20 protein-coding genes and 1 tRNA gene are annotated in these 19,878 nt (G+C 63.7%); 7 read left to right on the top strand and 14 right to left on the bottom strand.

Annotation, left to right across the window (positions count from 1 at the left end; translation table 11 throughout):
* Window positions 1-42 precede the first annotated feature (42 nt).
* Window positions 43-672, top strand: coding sequence for a cation transporter (locus tag MTR72_RS18025; protein ID WP_341510779.1), 630 nt, complete (start codon window positions 43-45; stop codon window positions 670-672).
* 81 nt (window positions 673-753) lie between these two features.
* Here the strand turns inward: MTR72_RS18025 and MTR72_RS18020 are convergent, their stop codons facing one another.
* From MTR72_RS18020 to MTR72_RS17970, 11 genes are all read right to left on the bottom strand, one after another.
* Window positions 754-1,287, bottom strand: a complete 534-nt coding sequence (locus MTR72_RS18020) for a Spy/CpxP family protein refolding chaperone (protein ID WP_341510778.1) — start codon at window positions 1,285-1,287, stop codon at window positions 754-756.
* A gap of 65 nt (window positions 1,288-1,352) precedes the next feature.
* Window positions 1,353-2,069, bottom strand: coding sequence for a c-type cytochrome (locus tag MTR72_RS18015; RefSeq protein ID WP_341510809.1), 717 nt, complete (start codon window positions 2,067-2,069; stop codon window positions 1,353-1,355).
* Between the two features lie 2 nt (window positions 2,070-2,071).
* The gene (locus tag MTR72_RS18010; RefSeq protein ID WP_341510777.1) at window positions 2,072-2,200 is read right to left on the bottom strand and encodes a hypothetical protein; all 129 of its coding nucleotides are present in this window, start codon (window positions 2,198-2,200) and stop codon (window positions 2,072-2,074) included.
* A 9-nt stretch (window positions 2,201-2,209) separates the two neighbouring features.
* Window positions 2,210-5,395 (bottom strand): efflux RND transporter permease subunit, encoded by a 3,186-nt coding sequence (locus MTR72_RS18005; RefSeq protein WP_341510776.1) that lies wholly within the window; start codon window positions 5,393-5,395, stop codon window positions 2,210-2,212.
* Window positions 5,392-6,831 carry an efflux RND transporter periplasmic adaptor subunit gene (locus tag MTR72_RS18000; protein ID WP_341510775.1) on the bottom strand — a complete coding sequence of 480 codons (1,440 nt, stop codon included), beginning with the start codon at window positions 6,829-6,831 and terminating at the stop codon, window positions 5,392-5,394. The genes MTR72_RS18005 and MTR72_RS18000 overlap by 4 nt, the downstream gene beginning before the upstream one ends.
* Window positions 6,828-7,226, bottom strand: coding sequence for a FixH family protein (locus tag MTR72_RS17995; protein ID WP_341510774.1), 399 nt, complete (start codon window positions 7,224-7,226; stop codon window positions 6,828-6,830). The genes MTR72_RS18000 and MTR72_RS17995 overlap by 4 nt, the downstream gene beginning before the upstream one ends.
* A gap of 131 nt (window positions 7,227-7,357) precedes the next feature.
* Window positions 7,358-7,798 (bottom strand): hypothetical protein, encoded by a 441-nt coding sequence (locus MTR72_RS17990; protein ID WP_341510773.1) that lies wholly within the window; start codon window positions 7,796-7,798, stop codon window positions 7,358-7,360.
* A 143-nt stretch (window positions 7,799-7,941) separates the two neighbouring features.
* On the bottom strand, window positions 7,942-8,148 hold the full coding sequence (locus MTR72_RS17985) for a hypothetical protein (protein WP_341510772.1): 207 nt from the start codon (window positions 8,146-8,148) through the stop codon (window positions 7,942-7,944).
* 231 nt (window positions 8,149-8,379) lie between these two features.
* Window positions 8,380-8,997, bottom strand: a complete 618-nt coding sequence (locus MTR72_RS17980; RefSeq protein WP_341510771.1) for a class I SAM-dependent methyltransferase — start codon at window positions 8,995-8,997, stop codon at window positions 8,380-8,382.
* A 75-nt stretch (window positions 8,998-9,072) separates the two neighbouring features.
* The gene (pepT, locus tag MTR72_RS17975) at window positions 9,073-10,323 is read right to left on the bottom strand and encodes a peptidase T (RefSeq protein ID WP_341510770.1); all 1,251 of its coding nucleotides are present in this window, start codon (window positions 10,321-10,323) and stop codon (window positions 9,073-9,075) included.
* Between the two features lie 114 nt (window positions 10,324-10,437).
* On the bottom strand, window positions 10,438-10,737 hold the full coding sequence (locus MTR72_RS17970) for an HU family DNA-binding protein (RefSeq protein WP_280970645.1): 300 nt from the start codon (window positions 10,735-10,737) through the stop codon (window positions 10,438-10,440).
* 239 nt (window positions 10,738-10,976) lie between these two features.
* Here MTR72_RS17970 and MTR72_RS17965 point away from each other — a divergent pair.
* Window positions 10,977-11,053: transfer RNA gene (locus MTR72_RS17965), tRNA-Asp, on the top strand.
* Between the two features lie 249 nt (window positions 11,054-11,302).
* Here the strand turns inward: MTR72_RS17965 and MTR72_RS17960 are convergent.
* The 3 genes from MTR72_RS17960 to MTR72_RS17950 all read right to left on the bottom strand — a co-directional run bounded on the left by MTR72_RS17960 (window position 11,303) and on the right by MTR72_RS17950 (window position 14,195).
* Window positions 11,303-11,506, bottom strand: a complete 204-nt coding sequence (locus tag MTR72_RS17960; RefSeq protein WP_341510769.1) for a hypothetical protein — start codon at window positions 11,504-11,506, stop codon at window positions 11,303-11,305.
* Window positions 11,507-11,647: 141 nt separating this feature from the next.
* The gene (locus MTR72_RS17955; RefSeq protein WP_341510808.1) at window positions 11,648-12,943 is read right to left on the bottom strand and encodes a spinster family MFS transporter; all 1,296 of its coding nucleotides are present in this window, start codon (window positions 12,941-12,943) and stop codon (window positions 11,648-11,650) included.
* 61 nt (window positions 12,944-13,004) lie between these two features.
* Entirely contained in the window at window positions 13,005-14,195 is a 1,191-nt protein-coding gene (locus tag MTR72_RS17950; RefSeq protein ID WP_341510768.1) for an aromatic ring-hydroxylating dioxygenase subunit alpha, read from the bottom strand.
* 169 nt (window positions 14,196-14,364) lie between these two features.
* Between MTR72_RS17950 and MTR72_RS17945 the strand changes: the two genes are divergently transcribed.
* From MTR72_RS17945 to MTR72_RS17925, 5 genes are all read left to right on the top strand, one after another.
* Entirely contained in the window at window positions 14,365-14,880 is a 516-nt protein-coding gene (locus tag MTR72_RS17945; RefSeq protein WP_341510767.1) for a MarR family winged helix-turn-helix transcriptional regulator, read from the top strand.
* Window positions 14,881-15,055: 175 nt separating this feature from the next.
* On the top strand, window positions 15,056-17,305 hold the full coding sequence (locus tag MTR72_RS17940; protein ID WP_341510807.1) for a TonB-dependent siderophore receptor: 2,250 nt from the start codon (window positions 15,056-15,058) through the stop codon (window positions 17,303-17,305).
* A gap of 22 nt (window positions 17,306-17,327) precedes the next feature.
* Window positions 17,328-18,464, top strand: a complete 1,137-nt coding sequence (locus tag MTR72_RS17935; RefSeq protein WP_341510766.1) for a PepSY-associated TM helix domain-containing protein — start codon at window positions 17,328-17,330, stop codon at window positions 18,462-18,464.
* A 467-nt stretch (window positions 18,465-18,931) separates the two neighbouring features.
* Window positions 18,932-19,297, top strand: coding sequence for an NADH-quinone oxidoreductase subunit A (locus MTR72_RS17930; RefSeq protein WP_341510765.1), 366 nt, complete (start codon window positions 18,932-18,934; stop codon window positions 19,295-19,297).
* Entirely contained in the window at window positions 19,288-19,878 is a 591-nt protein-coding gene (locus MTR72_RS17925; protein WP_445819605.1) for a NuoB/complex I 20 kDa subunit family protein, read from the top strand. The genes MTR72_RS17930 and MTR72_RS17925 overlap by 10 nt, the downstream gene beginning before the upstream one ends.

Here is a 19,878-nt window from a genome sequence, read left to right as displayed (position 1 = left end):
CCGCAATTGTCCGGGTAACATGATCGTCTTATCCTGCCCGGCATGGCCGACGCCTGCTGTTCACCCCCACCGCTGAATCTCGATCGCCATCGCGACAACGGGGCCTATCGCCGCGTGCTATGGGTGGTGCTCGCCGTCAATGCAGTCATGTTCCTGGCCGAAATCGGAGTGGGCCTTGCCGCCGGATCGGCCTCGCTTCAGGCGGACGCTCTCGATTTCCTGGGAGACTCCGCGAACTACGCCATCAGCCTCTTTGTGGTCGGGATGGCGCTGCGCTATCGCGCTGCAGCGGCCCTTGCGAAGGGGCTGACGATGGGCGCCTTTGGGCTCTGGGTCGTCGGTACGGTCGTTTGGCACGCCGCCCACGGCACGCTGCCGAACGCATTCGCCATGGGTGCGGTCGGAGTGGCCGCCCTTGCCGCGAACGCTGCTTCGTTCGGGTTGCTATGGGCCTATCGCAAGGGCGACTCCAATATGCGCTCCGCCTGGATATGCACCCGCAATGACGTGCTCGGAAACATCGCCGTGCTGCTGGCCGCGCTCGGCGTGTTCGGGACCGGTACGGGCTGGCCCGATGTCATCGTGGCTGCCATCATGGCCGGCCTCGCGCTTCAGGGAGCGGTTGTCGTGGTACGGCACTCCCGAATGGAGCTGAGGATCGCTCCGACCTAGAACAAACCCCGGTCGATGTCGTGACTCGCTGGAACAAGTCGCGCCGGCGGAGAGGAACGTCCGTTAGGCCGCTAGGGTTCGTTATTCCTCGTGTCGGTGGTGGTAGTGCATCGATGCGCCTCCGGTGTAGCCGCGCAATTCGGCGTACTTATCCAATTGAGGCTTGTCGAGAACGGCCCGCGTAAGCAGATGGTACTTGAGGTGTGCGTTTCGAAGCTCGCCCTGAATGATTGAGATTGCGGCCGTCGCCGCTCTGAGGCTTTCGGGGGTTACGCTCCCGCTGGCGAATTGCTGGTCTAACTCGCCTTCCTTGTCGATCAGCCGGCTTCCGAGAGGGATCGCTTCGGACCTCATGGCGGCAAACATCTCCTGCACCTTGCCCCGCTGCTCGGAGGTCAGCCCCAAACGGTCCGCAAGCTCAAGAACATGGGAAGGCCCCGGATAGCCGTTGATCTCGGCAGCGAGTGCCAATCCCATGCCGCGGCCAGCGCGCAAGTCTGCGATCTCTTGATCCGAGAGCGCCTTTATCTGGCGGAGCTGCATCCCGGCATAGAGTGTCTGCGCCCACAGCGATGCCGAGACGAGGAAAATGACTATTGCAGCGATGAACTTCATGTCGATGTTCCTCCCGGCCTAGACAATCTGTAGCTTGTAATTCGCGGTCGAGACCAGCCAAGAGCTCAGCAGTGATCTTCTATCGTCCTGGAGATTTCGCCTGGCGCAGCGAAAATCACGTCCGCCCGATCACCCATCATTCCGGCTGACACGATAGCGGGCGCGCCGCTCTGCGGTCCGTCCTGGCTGGAATCCGTTTTCAGACGCAGATTGCGCTCCCAGAAGGGGCGCGTCTTGCCGTCGGCCGTTGTCACGCGATAGGTGTCCCGGCAGTGACTGATGCTGGTCACGCGCTGTGTGGCATCCAAGGCCTTCAGATTGGGCGCGCGCCCGCCGCCCATCATCCCTCCCATCATGCCGCCCATCCCGTTCATGCGGTTTTGCGCAGTTCGCTCCGGCGCGGCCCCCGGTTTGGTTGCTTCCTTGAGGAACGCCAGTAGATCGGCGCGAACGCGTGAGTCCTTGATGCCCTCAAACGGCATCTCGTTGTCCGGCACCATCCGCGCGGGATCGGTCAACCAAGCATCCAGCGAGCGGTCGTCCCAAATGATCGCCGAAGCTTTCAGCGCGTCGGAGTAGCGGTCGAAGCTCGGCAGGCTTCCCGCCTTTCTGCCCCAGAGGTTTGCGAGACTTGGCCCCGTCATGTTGCGGTCTGTCTCGAGTGAGTGACATGCCGCACAGACGCGAAAATCGTGCTCCCCGCGAGTTATGCTGTCCTGTTGCGCGCGGGCCGTCGGGGAGGCGAGGATAGCCGCGAGAGCCGCAAATAGAATGCGATGCATGTTCAATCTCTTCGGTTTGAGAAGAACAGGTATTTGATCAACGCTGCCGCCCCTAACAAAAGAACGAGGACAATCAGGACGGCCGTAAGCCCCATGTAGCCCATCATTCCCGACATCATGTCGTGCTTCATTGGCTCACCTCATTTGGCAGGCTCCGGGATTCGCAATTTCGTGACGATCGCTTTCGACTTCGCCGGCGGTCGTGGTTTGCCCGCAGAAGGCAAACGGAAGCCCTTGACCAGCCCGAAGATCGCCGGGATGACGATCAACGTCAGCAGCGTCGACGAGATCATGCCGCCGATCATCGGCACTGCAATGCGCTGCATGATCTCCGACCCTGTGCCGCTGCTCCACATGATCGGAAGCAGGCCGGCCATGATCGCGACCACCGTCATCATCTTCGGCCGGACGCGCTCGACGGCGCCTTCCATGATGGCGTCGTAGAGGTCGCCGCGGCTCATGGCCTGGCCTTCGAGCGCGCAGCGCGCCCTGGTCTCGGCAAGTGCCTGGTTGAGGTAGATGAGCATCACCACGCCGGTCTCGGCGGCCACGCCGGCAAGCGCAATGAAGCCGACGGCGACCGCGACCGAGAGGCTGAAGCCGAGCCACCACATCAGCCACAGCCCGCCGACGAGGGCGAACGGCAACGACAGCATCACGATCAGGGTCTCGGTGAGCGAGCGGAAATTGAGGTACAGCAGCAGGAAGATGATGAGCAGCGTCGCCGGCACGACGATCTTCAGACGGGCCATGGCCCGCTCGAGATATTCATACTGTCCGCTCCAGACCACGTAGTAGCCCGGCGGGAACTGGACGCTCGCCTGCACCGCGCGCTGCGCCTCAGTGACGTAGCCGCCGAGGTCGCGGTCGCGGATGTCGACATAGATGTAGGTCGCAAGCTGTGCATTCTCCGTCCGGATCGATGTCGGACCGCGTGCGAGTTGGACGGTCGCGACTTCGGCGAGCGGGACCGCACCGCCGGCCGGCATGGGAACGAGGATGTCGCTTGCGATCTTCTTCGGATTGTCCCTGAGATCGCGCGGATAGCGCATGTTGACCGTGAAGCGCTGGCGACCCTCGACGGTGGTGGTGACCGCCTGGCCGCCGAGCGCGGTCGCGATCGTGTCCTGGACGTCCTGGACCATAATTCCGTAGCGGGCCAGCGCGGAGCGATCGGGCGTGATTTCCAGGTAGTAGCCGCCGATGCTGCGCTCCGCGTAGGCGGACGAGGTCCCGGGCACCGCACGCAGCACCTGCTCGATCTGCTTGGCCAGCCTGTCGATCTCGACGAGATCGGTGCCGATGACCTTGACGCCGACGGGGGTCCGGATGCCGGTCGAGAGCATGTCGATGCGCGCCTTGATCGGCATCGTCCACGCGTTCGACACGCCTGGAAATTGCAGCGCCTTGTCCATCTCGGCGACTAGCCCGTCTATCGTGAGGCCTGGCCGCCACTGCTCCCTTGGCTTGAGATTGACGACGGTCTCGAACATCTCGGTCGGCGCCGGGTCCGTCGACGTCGACGCGCGGCCGGCCTTGCCGTAGACGGACCCCACTTCCGGAAACGACTTGATGATCCGATCCTGCGTCTGCATCAGTTCGGCCGCCTTGGTGACCGAGATGCCGGGCAGCGTCGTCGGCATGTAGAGCAGCGTGCCTTCGTTGAGGTTCGGCATGAACTCGGTGCCGAGCTGACGTGCGGGCCAGATCGTGACGGCGAGCACCCCGATCGCGGCCAGGACGACGAGGGTCTTCGCGCGCAGCACGCCCTTGATGACCGGGCGGTAGATCCAGATCAGCAACCGGTTGAGCGGGTTTCTGTGCTCGGGAACGATCCGTCCCCGGACGAAGATCACCATCAGCGCCGGCACCAGTGTTACCGAGAGTAGCGCCGCTGCGGCCATTGCGAAGGTCTTGGTGAAGGCGAGCGGGCTGAACAGCCGGCCTTCCTGCGATTCCAGCGTGAAGATCGGCATGAATGACACGGTGATGATCAGCAGGCTGAAGAACAGCGCCGGCCCGACCTCTGAGGCGGCATCGATCAGGATCGCGATCCGCGACCTGCCGGGCTCGGCGCGCTCCAGGTGTTTGTGGGCGTTCTCGATCATGACGATAGCGGCGTCGACCATGGCGCCGATCGCAATCGCGATGCCGCCGAGACTCATGATGTTGGAGCCGATTCCGAGCAGCTTCATCGCGCCAAAGGCCATCAGCACGCCGACTGGCAGCATCAGGATGGCGACGAGCGCGCTGCGGACGTGCAGCAGGAAGACGATGCACACCAGCGCGACGACCACGCTTTCCTCGACCAGCGTGTGCTTGAGCGTATCGATGGCGGCGTAGATCAGGTTCGACCGGTCGTAGACAGGAACGACCTCGACCGACTTCGGAAGGCTGGTGGCGATCTCCTTGAACCGCTTCTTGACGTTCTCGATCACGTCGAGCGCGTTCATGCCGAAGCGCTGCAACACGATCCCGCTGGCGACTTCTCCATCGCCGTTGAGCTCGGTGATGCCGCGCCGCTCGTCCGGCCCCAGTTCGACCCGGGAGACGTCCCGCAGCAGCACGGGCGTGCCCTTGTCCGTCTTGAGGACGATGTTGCCGAGATCGTCGATGCTCTTCAGATAGCCCTTTCCGCGGATGACGTATTCGAACTCCGACAGCTCGACGGTACGCCCGCCGACGTCGGCGTTACTGGCGCGGATCGCGTCCCGGACCTTTTGCATGGTGATGCCGAGGTCTCGCATGCGCTGTGCGTCGAGGATCACATTGTACTGCTTGACGAAGCCGCCGACGCTCGCGACCTCCGCGACGCCCTCGGCCTTCGCGAGCGCGAATTTGAGATTCCAGTCCTGAATCGTCCTTGTCTCGGCCAGATTCAGTTCCTTGGACATCACCGCGTACTGGTAGACCCAGCCGACGCCGGTCGCGTCCGGGCCGATGGTCGGCGTCACGCCTGCCGGCAGCCGCGACGTCGCACTGTTGAGGAATTCGAGAACGCGGGAGCGCGCCCAATAGATGTCGGTGCCGTCCTCGAAGATCACGTAGACGAAGGAAACTCCGAAGAAGGAGAATCCGCGCACGACCTTGGATTTCGGGACGGTGAGCATCGCGGTAGCGAGCGGATAGGTGACCTGGTCTTCGATCACCTGCGGCGCCTGCCCAGGATACTCCGTGTAGACGATGACCTGCGTGTCGGAGAGGTCGGGGATGGCGTCGAGCGGCAGATGGACGAGCGCGTAGATTCCGGCGGCAGCAGCGAAGCCGGTACCGAACAGCACCAGCAGCAGGTTGCGCGCCGACCAGGCGATGACGCGTGCGATCACGGGCGCGCCTCCATGCTGCCTGCCGCCGGCTCGGCCGGTTTCTCGTTCGCCTCGGAAAATCCCTTCAGTGCAGCCTTCAGATTGCTCTCGGCATCGATCAGGAAGTTTGCCGAGGTGACGACGGCCTCGCCCTCCGACACGCCTTGGGCAACCTCGACGAAGCCGCCGCCCCGACGACCGAGCTTCACTTCGCGCGGCTCGAAGCGCCCTTCGCCTTTGTCGACCAGGACGGCCTGGCGGCTTCCGCTGTCGAGCACGGCGCTTTCCGGCACCGCCAGCACCGGTCCCGGCGTGCCGACCTCGATCTCCGCATCGACATACATCTCGGGTCGCAGCAGTTCATCGGGATTGGGCACCTCGATCCGAATCCGCGCCGTGCGCGTCGCTGCGTTGAGATGAGGATAGATCAGCGCAACCGTGCCGCCGAAGCTCTGGCTGGCGAGCGCGCGCGGCCTGACGGTTACCTTCGTGCCGATGGCGACCTGCGCCAGATCGCGCTCTGCGACATCGATGAGCACCCAAACCAGACGGTGGTCGGCGATCCTGAACAGCACGTCGCCGGGGCCCGCACGCATGCCGTTCACGGCGTTGCGCTCCAGGATCTCGCCGTCCTGCGGCGCGAGCCAGGGAATCGACAGCAAGATTTCCCGGTTGCGTTCGAGCTCCCTGATGGCCGGCTCCGGGGTGGCCAGATTTTCCAACCTGCGGCGCGCGCCCTTCAGCTCCATCCCGGTCGCGCCGGCGTTGATGGCGGAGAGATATTCGGCGGCGGCGCTGGACAGCGCTGGGCTGTACACGTTCATGAGCGGTTGCCCCTTGTGGACGTGATCGCCCGTCGTGACGTTGGCGACGCTCTCGACGAATCCCTCGAAGCGCAGCGCGACCACCGAGACGCGTCTCTCGTCCTCCTGGACGGTCCCTGGCGCGCGGATCAGCGACTTCACGAGCCGCCTCACCACCGGCTCCGATTTGACGCCGGTGCGCTGGATCTTGCCGGGCGACAGTTTGATTGAGCCGTCGTCACTATCGTCGCCCTCATAGACGGGAATGTAGTCCATCCCCATCGAGTCCTTCTTCGGCACCGGGGAGGTGTCGGGCAGGCCCATCGGGTTGCGGTAATATTTGACTTTGCGATCGCGATCGCTCTGCGCCTTGGCCGAGTTCTTGGCCGCGTTCATCGTTGCTGGCTGGTCGGGCGTATCGGCGGTCGCCGGCACGGCGACATAGTCGCGGCCGTCCTCGGTTTTCTTCGGCGTCGGCGAATAAAGCGGTTTGCCGTCAGGGTCCTGATAGTAGAGCGGGGCACTGGTGTCCGCTGCACCGGCCGCGGACAGCAAGGGGCCGATGTCCGGCGGCAAGTTGCTGCCGGCGAACAGCGCGACACCTGCCGCTGCGAGGATCGCAGCAGCAGTGCCGATGAGGCGGTTGCGGCTCATTGCTCGGCCGTGACGACGAGCTTATTTTCGACCGTTCCGGTTTCGCCTTGCACCTTGGCGCCAAGCGAAAGCTGCCATCGTCCAGCCATGCCGAAGGTCGCCTTGAATCGGTAGGTGCCGGGCTCGGTCGCCGGCATGGGCGTGACCTTGGTGGCCATCTCCTGCATGCCGTCCGGAGCCATGTCGAGCCGGCTGGCGAAGACCACCGCGTCGGGCACGGCCTTGCCGGTCGTCTTGTCGACAAGTCGCACCGCCACGATGCGATCGTCTCCGGCCTTGACGGTCGGCTGAACGAGCCGGAACTCGTAATTCTTGATTTCGGCATGCGCAGTACCCGTGAGGGCAGCGCCGATCAGCACGGCCACGGCGGCGCGCGCGACGTTGAACGTTGTCATGAATTCAATTCCTCGATTGGTCTGATGGAGCCGCCAGGGCCGCACGCGACAAGCCGCAATGCAGCCAGGCGACAGGCAGCGGTGCGCGCGCCGGCTTAGACGCGCGGGATCATCAGGCGCGTGAACGCCGATCAGACCTGGGTTCGAGGGGGATGGTCGGGCGGCTTTGCGCCGAGTCCGTCGACGAGAGGATCATTACGCAGCACAAGCGCGCTGTGCCGGGCCTGGCGCTCGGTCAGCGCAGCAGCTCCAGACGGCGCGGGGACCGAGATGTTCAGCAGGCAGAGCGCCACGAACGGGCAGGGACCGTCATCCTTGTCCTTGGTCTGTCCTGGGCAGCACGGCATGTCCGCCATCGCTTGCATATCATCCGACAAAGCCTGCACGTCGCCCGGCATAACCTGCGTGTCGTCCGACATCGCTTGCATGTCGTCTGACATGCCCTTCATGCTCTGGTGGTGCGCGGCGCCGGAGACGGGCACGGCAAGCGCAGGGGCGGCCAGCGGCGCGAGCAGAAGCCCGAGCGCGACCAGCAGCATGACCAGAGCGTTGGCGAACCGTTTCAGGAGCATGCTCGATTGTCGCACGTCGTGACGGAACCTGCAAACCGTGCCGCCATCACGATTTGGCCAGACACAAACGCGGCGGGCGTTTTTCCTGTCGGGAAAAATTTATTCGTGTTGTGCGAATTTGGACTCTCTTAACGAGAATGCGATCAGGCGCGGCGCTCGGATCGTTGCGACAGGAGTGCGTCGGCTGCCGCGTCTTGAACGAGCCAGTCCTCCCTGGCTTCGACCGTGACCGTCACGTGACAACTCGCCTCCATCGCCCGTTCCAGCCATTTGATCGCTTCGTCGACCCACTGGTCATGGTGCGCGGGATCGGCGATGGCCTTCTCCCGAAATGCGTTGGCCTGATTCAAGCAGGCGGTTCTGCGGTCCACGCGGCTCTCCGATGTTCCGCCCCGAGCGCATCTTTGAGCATCAAAGGAAGGGCGTCGTTAACATAGGACAGGCGGCGCGGCGCAAAAACGATAAGACCAAGCTCCGGCGCGAACCGGAGCTTGGGGCGACTGATAACCTGGATCGTGAGGGTTCGTTCCCGCCGACGATGCCGGTCTTCGGGCATCATTGCGGGCGCGGCAACGCGGTTGTTACGGGTGTGGGAGGGCTCGACCTTCATACATGAACGTCATCGGCTTGGGTCCCCGCATATAGCCGACGTGGAGATCGTGGACGGCGAAGCCGTTACCGCGGATCAGGTCTGCGATGGCACGGTTGAGATGGCAGCCGCCCGCGATGACCTTCCAGGGCGGGGTCAAATGATCCTGCCACCATTGCACCCTGGCCTCGGGCGCACGGCCATGCTCAACGAATAGGAGCTGTCCGTCCGGCTTCAGGATGCGCCGCGCTTCCGAGAGCGCGCGACTGACGTCGGGGATGCTGCACATCGTCCACGTTGTCACGACGGTGTCCACGCTTGCATTCTCCAGCGGAATGGCTTCCGCGGAGCCCTCGATCAGCTCGAGGTGGCTTGCGTGCCGCCGGCCGGCGTCACGCGCGATCTCCAGCAGCTTTGATGATGGATCAATGCCAATGATTTGCGTCACGCTCGGCCCGTAGAAGCCGAGATTGAGCCCCGGACCTATTCCGAGCTCGAGGACGCGGCCCGTCGCGGCGGATGCTACCCGGGTACGATACGGCACGAGCTGGGCTTGGCGCATCGCGAGATGCGTCAGCCAAGGCAACATCCTGTCCTGATAGAAGCTCATGCGAGTCCCCGGACATCGCGTTTTTGGCGCTGCCTCGCGGGGCCGTGCAGGGCCCCGCGTCTTGCCGCGGTGAACCTACGCGCGCTCTTCCCAGATCATCGCGAGATGCACGATGGTCTGTACCGCCTTCTCCATGTCCTGCCGGCTGACCCATTCCAGGCGCGAGTGGAATGCGTGCTCGCCGGCAAAGATGTTGGGACAGGGCAGGCCCATGAAGGACAGCCGTGAGCCGTCGGTGCCGCCGCGGATCGCGGTGCGCATCGGACGAAGGCCGGCGCGGCGGATGGCCTCGATGGCGTATTCCAGGATGTGCGGGTGACGGTCGATCACCTGCTTCATGTTGCGGTACTGCTCCCTGACCTCGAACCGGTAGGTTGAGCGCGGATACTCCCTCATCACGTCCTTGACGATGCTCTCCAGCAGCGCCTCCTTCTCCTTCAGCCCTTCTTCGGTGAAGTCGCGCACGATGAAGGCGAGCGTCGCCTGCTCGAGCGCGCCGGTGATGCCGATCGGATGCAGAAAACCCTGCTTGCCTGACGTGGTCTCGGGCGAGCAGCCTTCCTTCGGTAGCCGCTCGATGATGGCGGCGGCGATCTTGATCGCGTGCTCCATCTTGCCCTTGGCGTAGCCGGGATGGGCGCTGACGCCGCTGATGGTGATGGTGGCGCCGTCGGCCGAGAAAGTCTCATCCTCGACGCTGCCGGCGCTCTCGCCGTCCATGGTGTAGCCGAAGTCGGCTCCCAGCTTCTTCAGGTCGACATTGTCGACGCCGCGGCCGATCTCCTCGTCGGGCGTGAACAGGATCTTGATGGTGCCGTGCTTCACGTCGGGATTGTTGATGAAGAAATGCGCGGCATCCATGATCTCGGCGACGCCGGCCTTGTTGTCGGCCCCCAACAGCGTGGTGCCGTCGGTGGTGATGATGTCGTTGCCGATCTGGTTCTTCAGCGCCGGGTGCTCGGCAAAGCGGATCACCTGGGTGGGATCGCCCGATAGTGTGATGTCGCCGCCGCGATAGTTCTTCACGACCTGCGGCTTGACGTCCTTGCCAGAGCAATCGGGCGAGGTGTCCATGTGCGAGCAGAAGCAGATCACCGGCACTTTCTTGTCGGTGTTGGCCGGGATCGTCGCATAGACGTAGCCATAGTCGTCGAGATGGGCATCAGTGACGCCCATGGCCTTGAGCTCGGTGACGAGCACGCGGCCGAGATCCTTCTGCTTCTCGGTCGAGGGCGAGGAGGGAGATTCAGGATCGGATTGGGTGTCGATGGTGACGTAGCGCAGGAAGCGCTCGGTCACGGTATGCGTGAAGGTGAGGGAGGACATTTTCTGTTCAAACCGCCGGGTCAGGTGAGCAAGGCGGTATACCAGAAAAGCGTCATTCCGGGGGCCGCGTTCAAGCCGGCGCGACGTCGGATCAGGCTTAACGAAACGTGGCGCTCAGATCGCCTCTTTGAGTTCCTTGACCGGGCGGAATGCGACCTTCTTGCTGGCCTTGATGTGGATCGGCTCGCCGGTGGCGGGATTGCGCCCGGTGCGCGCGGCGCGCTTGCGGACCTGGAGAATGCCGAGGCCCACGATCCGGACACGGTCGCCCTTCTTCAGGTGCTTGGTGATCAGGTCGACCATGTTGGTCAGGATCGCCTCGGCATGCTTTTTCGAAAGCTCCTGGCCTTCCGCGATGGCGGCGGCGAGGTGCTTGAGCGTGATGGTGGCTGGAGCGGCTGCCTTCTTCGCCATGTCTGGCCTCCTTGTTTCTTACCGGTGTTCTGAGGGAAGATGGCCTCGAAACCGCGCAAGTTCCGGAACGCGTAGACGATTCGGGACTGAACTGACTACGCCGCCGGCGCGACCGTTAAGCATGGTCTGCATGCGCCGCTGGTAGAAGTGCGGACGTTGCGACTAACGATGCAACGTCCTTGACTTCACCAAGTCCCGCCTTTAAGTCCCCCCTCGTTCCGCGGACATCTGCGCGTCACGCGGGAGTAGCTCAGTTGGTTAGAGCGCCGGCCTGTCACGCCGGAGGTCGCGGGTTCGAGCCCCGTCTCTCGCGCCATTTTTGGCGACATCTTCATCCCCCTTCGCTTTGAACCTTGGTCTCGACAGCGTCCGCATTGGACCATCGATGCGCCTTTCCGCTGTTTGAATCGTGCCGGCGCCAGCAGGCAGGCCGTGTGCTGCGCCTCGGATTGATAGATTTTCTTGTTAAATCAAATCTTTGCCAGCAGATATTGAGCCTTTGCCAGAAAGCAAAAGGCCGCCCGGAGGCGGCCGTTTTGTCTCAAACCGGACCTTTCTCGCGCCGTCAGCGAATCTCCGAGGAACTCGAGCTGGTGACCACCACCGGCTTGCCAGCCTTGATCACCTGGGTCGACTGGGCGGTCTGGCTGTAATCGCCACCGGTACGGGCTGCGATTCCGAAGGCGGCCACCGCGATACCAGCCACCAGCGCCACCACCACGATCTTCAGGTGGGTCGCACGATCAGCAGAGTGAATTGAGTGGTTCATCTGAGCCTCCCGACGGCCTTTGCGGCCGTCTGTTGGCTCTTCTCTTACGGACCATCTGTTTCTGGATGGTTTCGCGGGTTCCGCAAAATGGTTTCATGAGGCTGCCGGGTGGGTTTCGCCCCGGCGCCGTGGAAACAGGTTTCAGGCCGCGGCGCGAGCGATATCGGCCCGGATCGGGCGGGCCGCCCAGACGAACAGGAGGGCGCCGAGGGTGGTCGTGATCGCGGCCGAGAGCAGCGAATAGCGCACCGCATCGGTGCCATAGCTGCCCTTCAGCGCGTCATTGACCATTCCCACCGCGAGCGGGCCGACACCCTGGCCGAAGCAGGTCGCGGTCAGCGCGACGAGGGCGGAGGCCAGCGCCCGCATGCTGGGTTTCGCCACGGTCTGCGCGATCGCGAAGATCGGCCCGAGATGAAAGCCGACCAGGAACGAGGTGAGCGCCAACATGGCCACCATCATCGCGAAATCCTGCGTCAGCATGCACAGCGCGAACACGGGCCCGGCGAGCCCTGAGGTGATCGCGGGCGCCCACAGCTTCCAGCGATCGTCGCGGCGACTCACTTGCGCCACCACGAAGCCGCCGAGCAGGGTCCCGGCCATGCCAGCGAGTCCCTTGAAAGTGCCGGCATAGGTGCCGATCTCCACGCTCGACAGATGATGCACGCGGGCGAGGAACGGCGGGATCCAGGCCGCGGTCGCGTAATTGGTGTAGGTGGTGAGGCAGAAGCCGATCAGCACGATGACAAAGCTTCGTTGCGAGGCGAGGAAGCGCAGCGTCGGGCCGAGCGGTTCGGGCACGAAGTTCTCCTGCATCGCGCCGCGCTTCGGCTCGGAGATCGTCAGCCACAGGATCGCGGCGAGCAGGACGCCGGGCAGGCCCGCGACATAGAACGCCATCCGCCAGCCATAGTGCTGACTGACGTAGCCGCCGACGAAATAACCGAGAAAGACGCCGAGATAGGTGCCGATGGCGTAGATGCCGAGCGCGCGCGGACGCTCGTTCTTGGCAAAGAGATCGGCGACGATCGATTGCGAGGCCGGCGAGCCTGCGGACTCGCCGATGCCGACGCCGATTCTGGCCAGCGCCAGCGAGGTCACGCTCGAGGCCGCGCCGCACAGCGCCGTCATCGCGCTCCAGAACGCAAACGCCATCGCGACGATGTTGCGCCGGTTGAGCCGGTCGGCCACGCGTGCGATGGGGATGCCGAGCAAGGAGTAGAACAGCGCGAAGCCGAAGCCCGCGAGCAGGCCCATCATGGTGTCGCTGAGCGCAAACTCCTTCTTGATCGGCTCGATCAGGAGATTGAAGATCGTGCGATCGAGGAAGTTCAGCGCATAGATGATGGTGAGCAGTCCCAGCACGTAGTAGCGCCGCGCCGAGGGCTTTGCCGCGGCGGCCGTTTGCACCGGCACTTGTGACGTCACATCGACCATCGCTTCCCCCCAATGTGTCTTTGTTGTTGTCATAGGTCCAGCTCTCAATGGAGCCGGCCGCTCAGCCTTCGCGGATGTAATTCCCCGCTTCGAACTCGACCGCCGGCGCGCCTTCTTCGAACGAGATACCCACCGGATCGCGGCCTGCCGCAAGCGCCTCGAGCTGGTCGCTCAGCATCCGGCGGATCATCAGGATGCCGCGGTCGCTCTGGCCGAAATGCTCCTCGGAGTGGACGGTCACCGGGCCCTGGCCGACCTGGGCTTCGTAGTCGCCCGGGAATTGCTGGTGCTCGGCCTCGGTCATGTCCCACCAGAACTTGCCGTTGAATTTCGAACGCATGCGGCCGATGTCACCGGCATTCTTGACGCGGCCGGCGACATAGATGCGGAACGAAGTGTCGTCGATCGGCAGCGTCCAGCCGATCGACTCGACCCGGGCGAACTGCGCCACGCGCGGATTCGGAACCACGCGCAAGGTGGGGAGGGCGGCTTCAGTGACGCGGTAAAACACCTTGCCGTCGTCCTGCTTGCGGATCGAACGTACGGCAATGCCGCGCGGCGTTTTGTCGAACTTCACCTCCGGCATCGAGGCCATCATGTTGGTGAATTGCGGACCGCTGAACGAGCCGTGCAGCACCGGCACGTGGTAGGGATCGACCACGTTCTCGAAATGCTGCAGCCAGTTGCAGGGGATGATCGCGGGCCCGCCGCCGCCGATCGAGGAATCGTCCGCTTCGACGAACTCGCCCTCGTCCATGGTCTCCAGGCACTCGTAGCGCGGCAGCACCGGGCGTTTCTCGGCCGGGCCCATGTAGGCGAAGATCAGCCCGTAGCGTTCCTCGACCGGGTACCACGGCTGGCGCACCTTGTCCTTGAACTGGCCGCCGTCGGGCTCGCAGGGTTGCTCGAGGCAGTGGCCTTCGGTGTCGAACTTCCAGCCGTGATAGCAGCAGCGGATGCCGTCTTCCTCGACCTTGCCATAGTAGAGCGTGGTGCCGCGGTGGCAGCAGCGGGCGTGCAGGAGTCCGACGCGCCCATGCTTGTCGCGGAACAGGATCAGATCCTCGCCCAGCGCGCGCACTTTCTTCGGCGTGTCGGTGGCGTCACCGGCGAGGCCGACCGGATGCCAGTAGCGGCGGAGCAGTTCACCCATGGGCGTGCCACGGACGACAGAGGTCAGCTCGGTGCGCGTGTGCGCCGGCTTCATCGCATACGCCGTGCCGAGATCGCGATCCCGCTGAGTGATGCTCATGATGTTCCTCCCGCCCGGCCTTCAAGGCCGGGTCGTCTTTGAAGCGTTGACCAAGTCAACGGTAGATCGATGACAATGTCAACGATTTTCAAAATGCCTCTTAGTTGCAGTTGGGGGGACGCCGAGGCCTGGACTTGGCAGGCCGCGGCTTTCTTGGCAGAGGTGGGCCATGAGCAAGACACCGGGCAAGGGCGGGTCGACGTCGCCCGCAGCGGACGAAAGCGAGCCGGCGGCGCCGATCACAGTGATGCTGTCGTCGCGGTTGATGGTGCTCGCCAACCTGCTCAAGCGCGGCGCCATGCTGCGCTACAAGCGCCTCGCCGGATTGTCCTCGGTCGAGTTCGGTCTGGTGGCCTCGCTCGGCCGGCGGCCGCCGATGAGCGTCGCGCGTCTTGCCGAGGCCGTGGGTCAGGACAAGGGACAGATCAGCCGTGCGCTCGCAGACCTTGTGTCGCGCAAGCTGATCGCGAAGTCGGCCAATCCAAAAGACAGTCGCGAGGTGCTGGTCTCGCTGACCAAGGCGGGACTCGCCGCGCATGATGCGGTCGTCGCCGGCGCGCAGGAGCGCAACCGCCGCCTGCTGGAACATCTCAGCGAAGACGAGTTGCGTACACTGCTGCGGCAGGTCGACGCACTCACCGCTATCGCGGCCGAGATGCTCGAGGCCGAGAAGGCTCCGCGCTGATCTCTTGGAAATCTCTGGAAATATTGGATCGCTTCTAAGAGTCTTTCTAAGAACTTTTCAATTAGCGAGATCGCGCTCACTCACATAAAGCGTCGTCACAACGCATGTCGTCGTGGGGCTGACGGCATGAGGAATGAACTACGCAGTTTGGGGTGGCGCGTTGAACAGTCTTCGTATGCTGCGGTCGGCCGTGTTGGCGACCGCATCCGCTTGGGTCTTAGCTCCGCAAGCATCATTCTCACAATCTTCCACGCAGACCGGCGCGCAGAATCTGCCGCCGGTGACGGTTGCGGCACCGGAAGCGCGCCGCCGCACGGCGACGGCCGCTCCGCGCCGCGCACAGCGTTCGGTGCGGACCGTCAGCAACCCAAAGCCCCAGCCGCAGCGGAGCGTCGGATTCGTCGAGACCGCGCGCGGTCCGGTGCACGGCTACGTCGCGGGCCGCAGCTCGTCCGGCACCAAGACCGACACGCCGATCATGGAGACGCCGCAGTCGGTGTCGGTCATCGGCGCGGAGCAGATCCGCGACCAGAAGCCGAACAAGCTCGACGAGGTGCTGCGTTACACCGCCGGCGTGCGCGCCGGAACCTTCGGCGCCGACACGCGCAACGATTGGTGGCTGATCCGCGGCTTCAAGTCCGACGACGTCGGGCTGTTCCTCGACGGCATGCAGCTATTCTATACGTCCTATGCGAGCTGGAAGCTTCAGCCCTTCAACATGGAGCGTGTCGAAGTGCTGCGTGGTCCGTCGGCAGTGCTCTATGGCGGATCGAGCCCGAGCGGCATCGTCAACGTCATCAGCAAGATGCCGCCGGCCGAGCCGATCCGCTACATTGAGACCGGCGTCAACAATTTCGGCAATGCCTATGTCGGCTTCGATGTGGGTGGGCCGGTCGCGACCAGCCCCGAGAACGGCAAGCTGTTCTACCGCGTCGTCGGCGAGGTCCAGAACGGCGCCACGCAGGTCAACTTCACGCCGGACAACAACTACTTCATCGCGCCGTCGGTCACCTGGAAGCCGGATGCCGACACGACCTTCACGGTGCTGGCATCGGCCTCGAGGCAGGACACCCGCGGCATCAACTTCCTGCCTTACCGGGGCACGGTGACCAACGCCCCGTTCGGTAAGATCCCGACCAGCTTCTTCGTCGGTGATCCCAACGTCGACAAGTTCACGCGCGAGCAGGAGATGCTCGGCTACCAGTTCGAGCGCAATCTCACCGACGACCTGACGTTCCGGCAGAATGCTCGCTTTGCGCATGTCGACATCACCTATCGCGGTTACGTCGGCAACGGTTGGGCCGATATCAACACGGCCACTCTCGGCCGCTACAATTGGTACGCGAAGGACACCGCCAACCAGGCCGATCTCGACAATCAGCTCGAGTATCGCATCAACACCGGTCCGGTGCAGCACACGATGCTGTTCGGAGTCGACCTGAAGGGTTATCAGATCGACGACTATCAGGCCTTCGGGTTCGGAGTGCCCTCGATCAACGTCTTCAACCCCGTCTATGGGTTGAGCGAGGTTCCACTACCCGCTCCGTTCCGAAACTTCCTCATCACGCAGAAGCAGGCCGGCACCTATCTTCAGGATCAGATGAAGCTGGGCAACTTCACGCTGGTGCTGAGCGGCCGCAATGACTGGGTCGAGACGACGCAAGCCGCCCGTGACACCGGCGCCATCGTCAGCAGTCGCGATGACAGCAGGTTCAGCGGGCGCGCCGGGCTGATCTACAATTTCGACAACGGCATCGCGCCCTACGTGGCCTATGCGACGAGCTTTAACCCGATCATCGGCCTCAATGCCCAGAACCAGTTGTTCCTGCCGGAGACCGGCAAGCAGGCAGAAGTCGGTCTGAAGGTCGCGCCCAAGGGATTCGACGGCTATTTCACGGTCTCGGCGTTCGATCTTGTCCGTCAAAATGTGCCGACGACGCTGCCGGGCAGTGTTCCGGTCTTGCAAACCCAGACCGGTGAGGTGACCTCGCGCGGCATCGAGCTCGAAGCGGTGGCCAATGTCACACCTGAGCTGAAGCTGGTCGGCGCCTTCACGTCCTATCATTTGTTCACCAGCAAGGATCTCGATCCGACGCTTGTCGGCAAGACGCCGACCAACACGCCCCAGATGCTGGCGTCGGGCTGGGCGGACTACACCTTCAAGGATGGCCCGCTTGCGGGATTCGGCTTCGGCGGCGGTGTGCGCTATGTCGGCTCGTCGTGGGCCGATGCCGCCAACACGCTGGAGGTTCCCGCCGTCGTGCTCGGCGATCTCGCGATCCACTACGAATGGCAGAACTGGCGCACGGCACTTAACGTGATCAACGTGACGGACAAGATCTACGTCGCGAGCTGCGCATCGGATACGTCCTGCTTCTATGGCGACCGCCGGCGCGTCACCGCGAGCGTCTCCTACAAGTGGTAACGGCAGGCGAGGGGAGTCCGAGGTGAAAGCGCGCACGATCAGGCTCTGGTCCGTGGTCCACACCTGGACCAGCCTGGTCTCGACCGTGTTCCTCCTGCTGCTCTGCGTGACTGGCCTGCCGCTGGTCTTCCATCACGAGATCGATGAGCTCCTGGGCTATGCCCCCCAGCCCGAAGCTCACGCGAGCGCGGCGCGTGCGACGCCGCAAAGCATCGCCGACGCCGCGCTCGCCGCCGACCCCAGCCGGGTGCTGCAATATATCTCCTGGGATAAGGATGAGCCCGGGATCGTGATGGCCTTCACCAACAGCGCCCCCGACGGCGCTCCGGACAATGCCACCGTGCGCGCCTTCGATGCCGTGTCGACGAAACTGCTCGGGCCGGTCGGCGTCGGCCCGATGCTGATCGTGCTGAAGCTGCACACGGACATGTTCGCCGGCCAGGCCGGAAAGCTGTTTCTGGGAGCGATGGGCCTATTGTTCTCAGTGGCTATCGTCTCCGGCGTTGTGCTGTACTGGCCGTTCACCCGTCGCTTTCGCTTTGCCACCATCCGCGACAGCGCCTCCCGCCGTGTCGTCTGGCTCGACTGGCACAATCTGATCGGGGTCGTGATGGTGGCCTGGGCGCTGGTGGTGGGGCTGACCGGTGTCGTCAACACCTGGGCGGAATTGATGCTGAATCAATGGAAGGCCACCGAGCTCGCCAGCATGGTCGCGCCCTATGCCGGCAAGCCGCCGCCTTCGCATCTTGCCTCGCTCGACAAGGTTGTCGCAGGCGCAAGGCAGGCTGCCCCGGGCATGGAGATCGCCTTCATCGCCTTTCCAGGGACGCCATTCACCTCCACGCACCATTTTGCCGCCTTCATGCGCGGGGATACGCCGCTCACCTCACGACTCCTGAAGCCGGTCCTGCTCGACGGTGAAACGGGAGAGGTCGCAGACAGCCGGGCGCTGCCGATGTACCTCCAGGCGCTCCTGATCTCCCAGCCGCTGCATTTCGGCGACTACGGCGGCATGCCGCTCAAGCTGATCTGGGCCGCGCTCGACGTGCTGACGATTGTCGTGATCGGCAGCGGTCTCTATCTTTGGCTGGCCCGGCGGCGGAGACGGACGTCCGCCCGCGCTAATGCATTCGCCAAACGAGCCCCGGTCCCGACGTGATGCATGGCTCGATTAACCGTTCACGCCTGTGGATACGTGTCTTTGGTGCACCGATCCTGTTGGCGGCGGCGACCTTCATCGGCCTCCTGACTGCGCTGCTATGGGCTGGGTTTGGCCAATATGTCGCCTGGGTGACGGTGGGAGCTCCCGTGTTGGTCACCGCGTGGGCGTGGGCGCGCCGCCGCACCAGAAAAACCGGGCATTTCGGGCAGACGACACGCGGCTGACGAGCGCCTGGGGCTGTGCACGGGCTGCCACTCTGCTGGATCGTGACCACCCTTGCTGGGCTGGCCGATCTGCTCCATACCAACGCGGGGCGATTCCGGGATTTCCACCGTCCGGGGAGCGGTAAAGGGCCTAAAAACAGCGTGTCTTGCGCCCATTGGTGCACTGCGCTAAGGCTCAGAATAATTCCAAATCGGACGAATCCGTGGCTGTCCCGAGGCCGCGGGAACAAGGGCTCGCCAATGAGCGGCATTTTGCAGAACTATCTTCCACTCGTCGTCTTTATAGGGGTAGCAGGCCTCATCGGCCTCGTGCTGCTGATCGCGCCGTTCATTGTCGCGTTCCAGCGGCCGGATCCCGAGAAACTGTCGGCGTATGAGTGCGGCTTCAACGCCTTCGACGACGCGCGAATGAAGTTCGACGTCCGCTTCTATCTGGTCGCCATCCTCTTCATCATCTTCGACCTCGAGGTGGCGTTCCTGTTCCCCTGGGCGGTGGCGTTCGGGAAGCTCGGTGCCACCGGCTTCTGGTCGATGGTGGTTTTCCTCGCCGTGCTCACGGTGGGATTTGCCTATGAATGGAAGAAAGGGGCCCTGGAATGGGATTGAACCCTCCCACGCAGTCCTTGGGTCCGGTGGTCGCACCGGCGCCGAAGGGCATTTTGGATCCGTCGACCGGCAAGCCGGTCGGCGCCAATGACCCGTTCTTCCTCGAGGTCAATCACGAGCTGTCCGACAAGGGCTTCTTCGTGGCCGCGGCCGACGACCTGGTCACCTGGGCCCGCACGGGTTCCCTGATGTGGATGACCTTCGGTCTTGCCTGCTGCGCGGTTGAGATGATGCAAGTCTCGATGCCGCGCTACGACGTCGAGCGCTTCGGCTTTGCGCCGCGTGCTTCGCCGCGCCAGTCCGACGTGATGATCGTGGCCGGTACGCTCACCAACAAGATGGCCCCGGCGCTGCGCAAGGTCTACGACCAGATGCCCGAGCCGCGTTACGTCATCTCGATGGGTTCCTGCGCCAACGGCGGCGGCTACTACCACTATTCGTACTCGGTCGTGCGCGGCTGTGACCGCATCGTGCCGATCGACATCTACGTGCCGGGCTGCCCGCCGACGGCGGAAGCGCTGCTCTACGGCGTGCTGCTGCTGCAGAAAAAGATCCGGCGCACCGGCACCATTGAACGCTAA

The sequence above is a fragment of the Bradyrhizobium sp. ISRA442 genome, from assembly GCF_038085055.1.
GTDB lineage: Bacteria > Pseudomonadota > Alphaproteobacteria > Rhizobiales > Xanthobacteraceae > Bradyrhizobium.
Note: the sequence above shows the minus strand (reverse complement) of the source record. Positions and strands in the feature narration are given on the sequence as shown.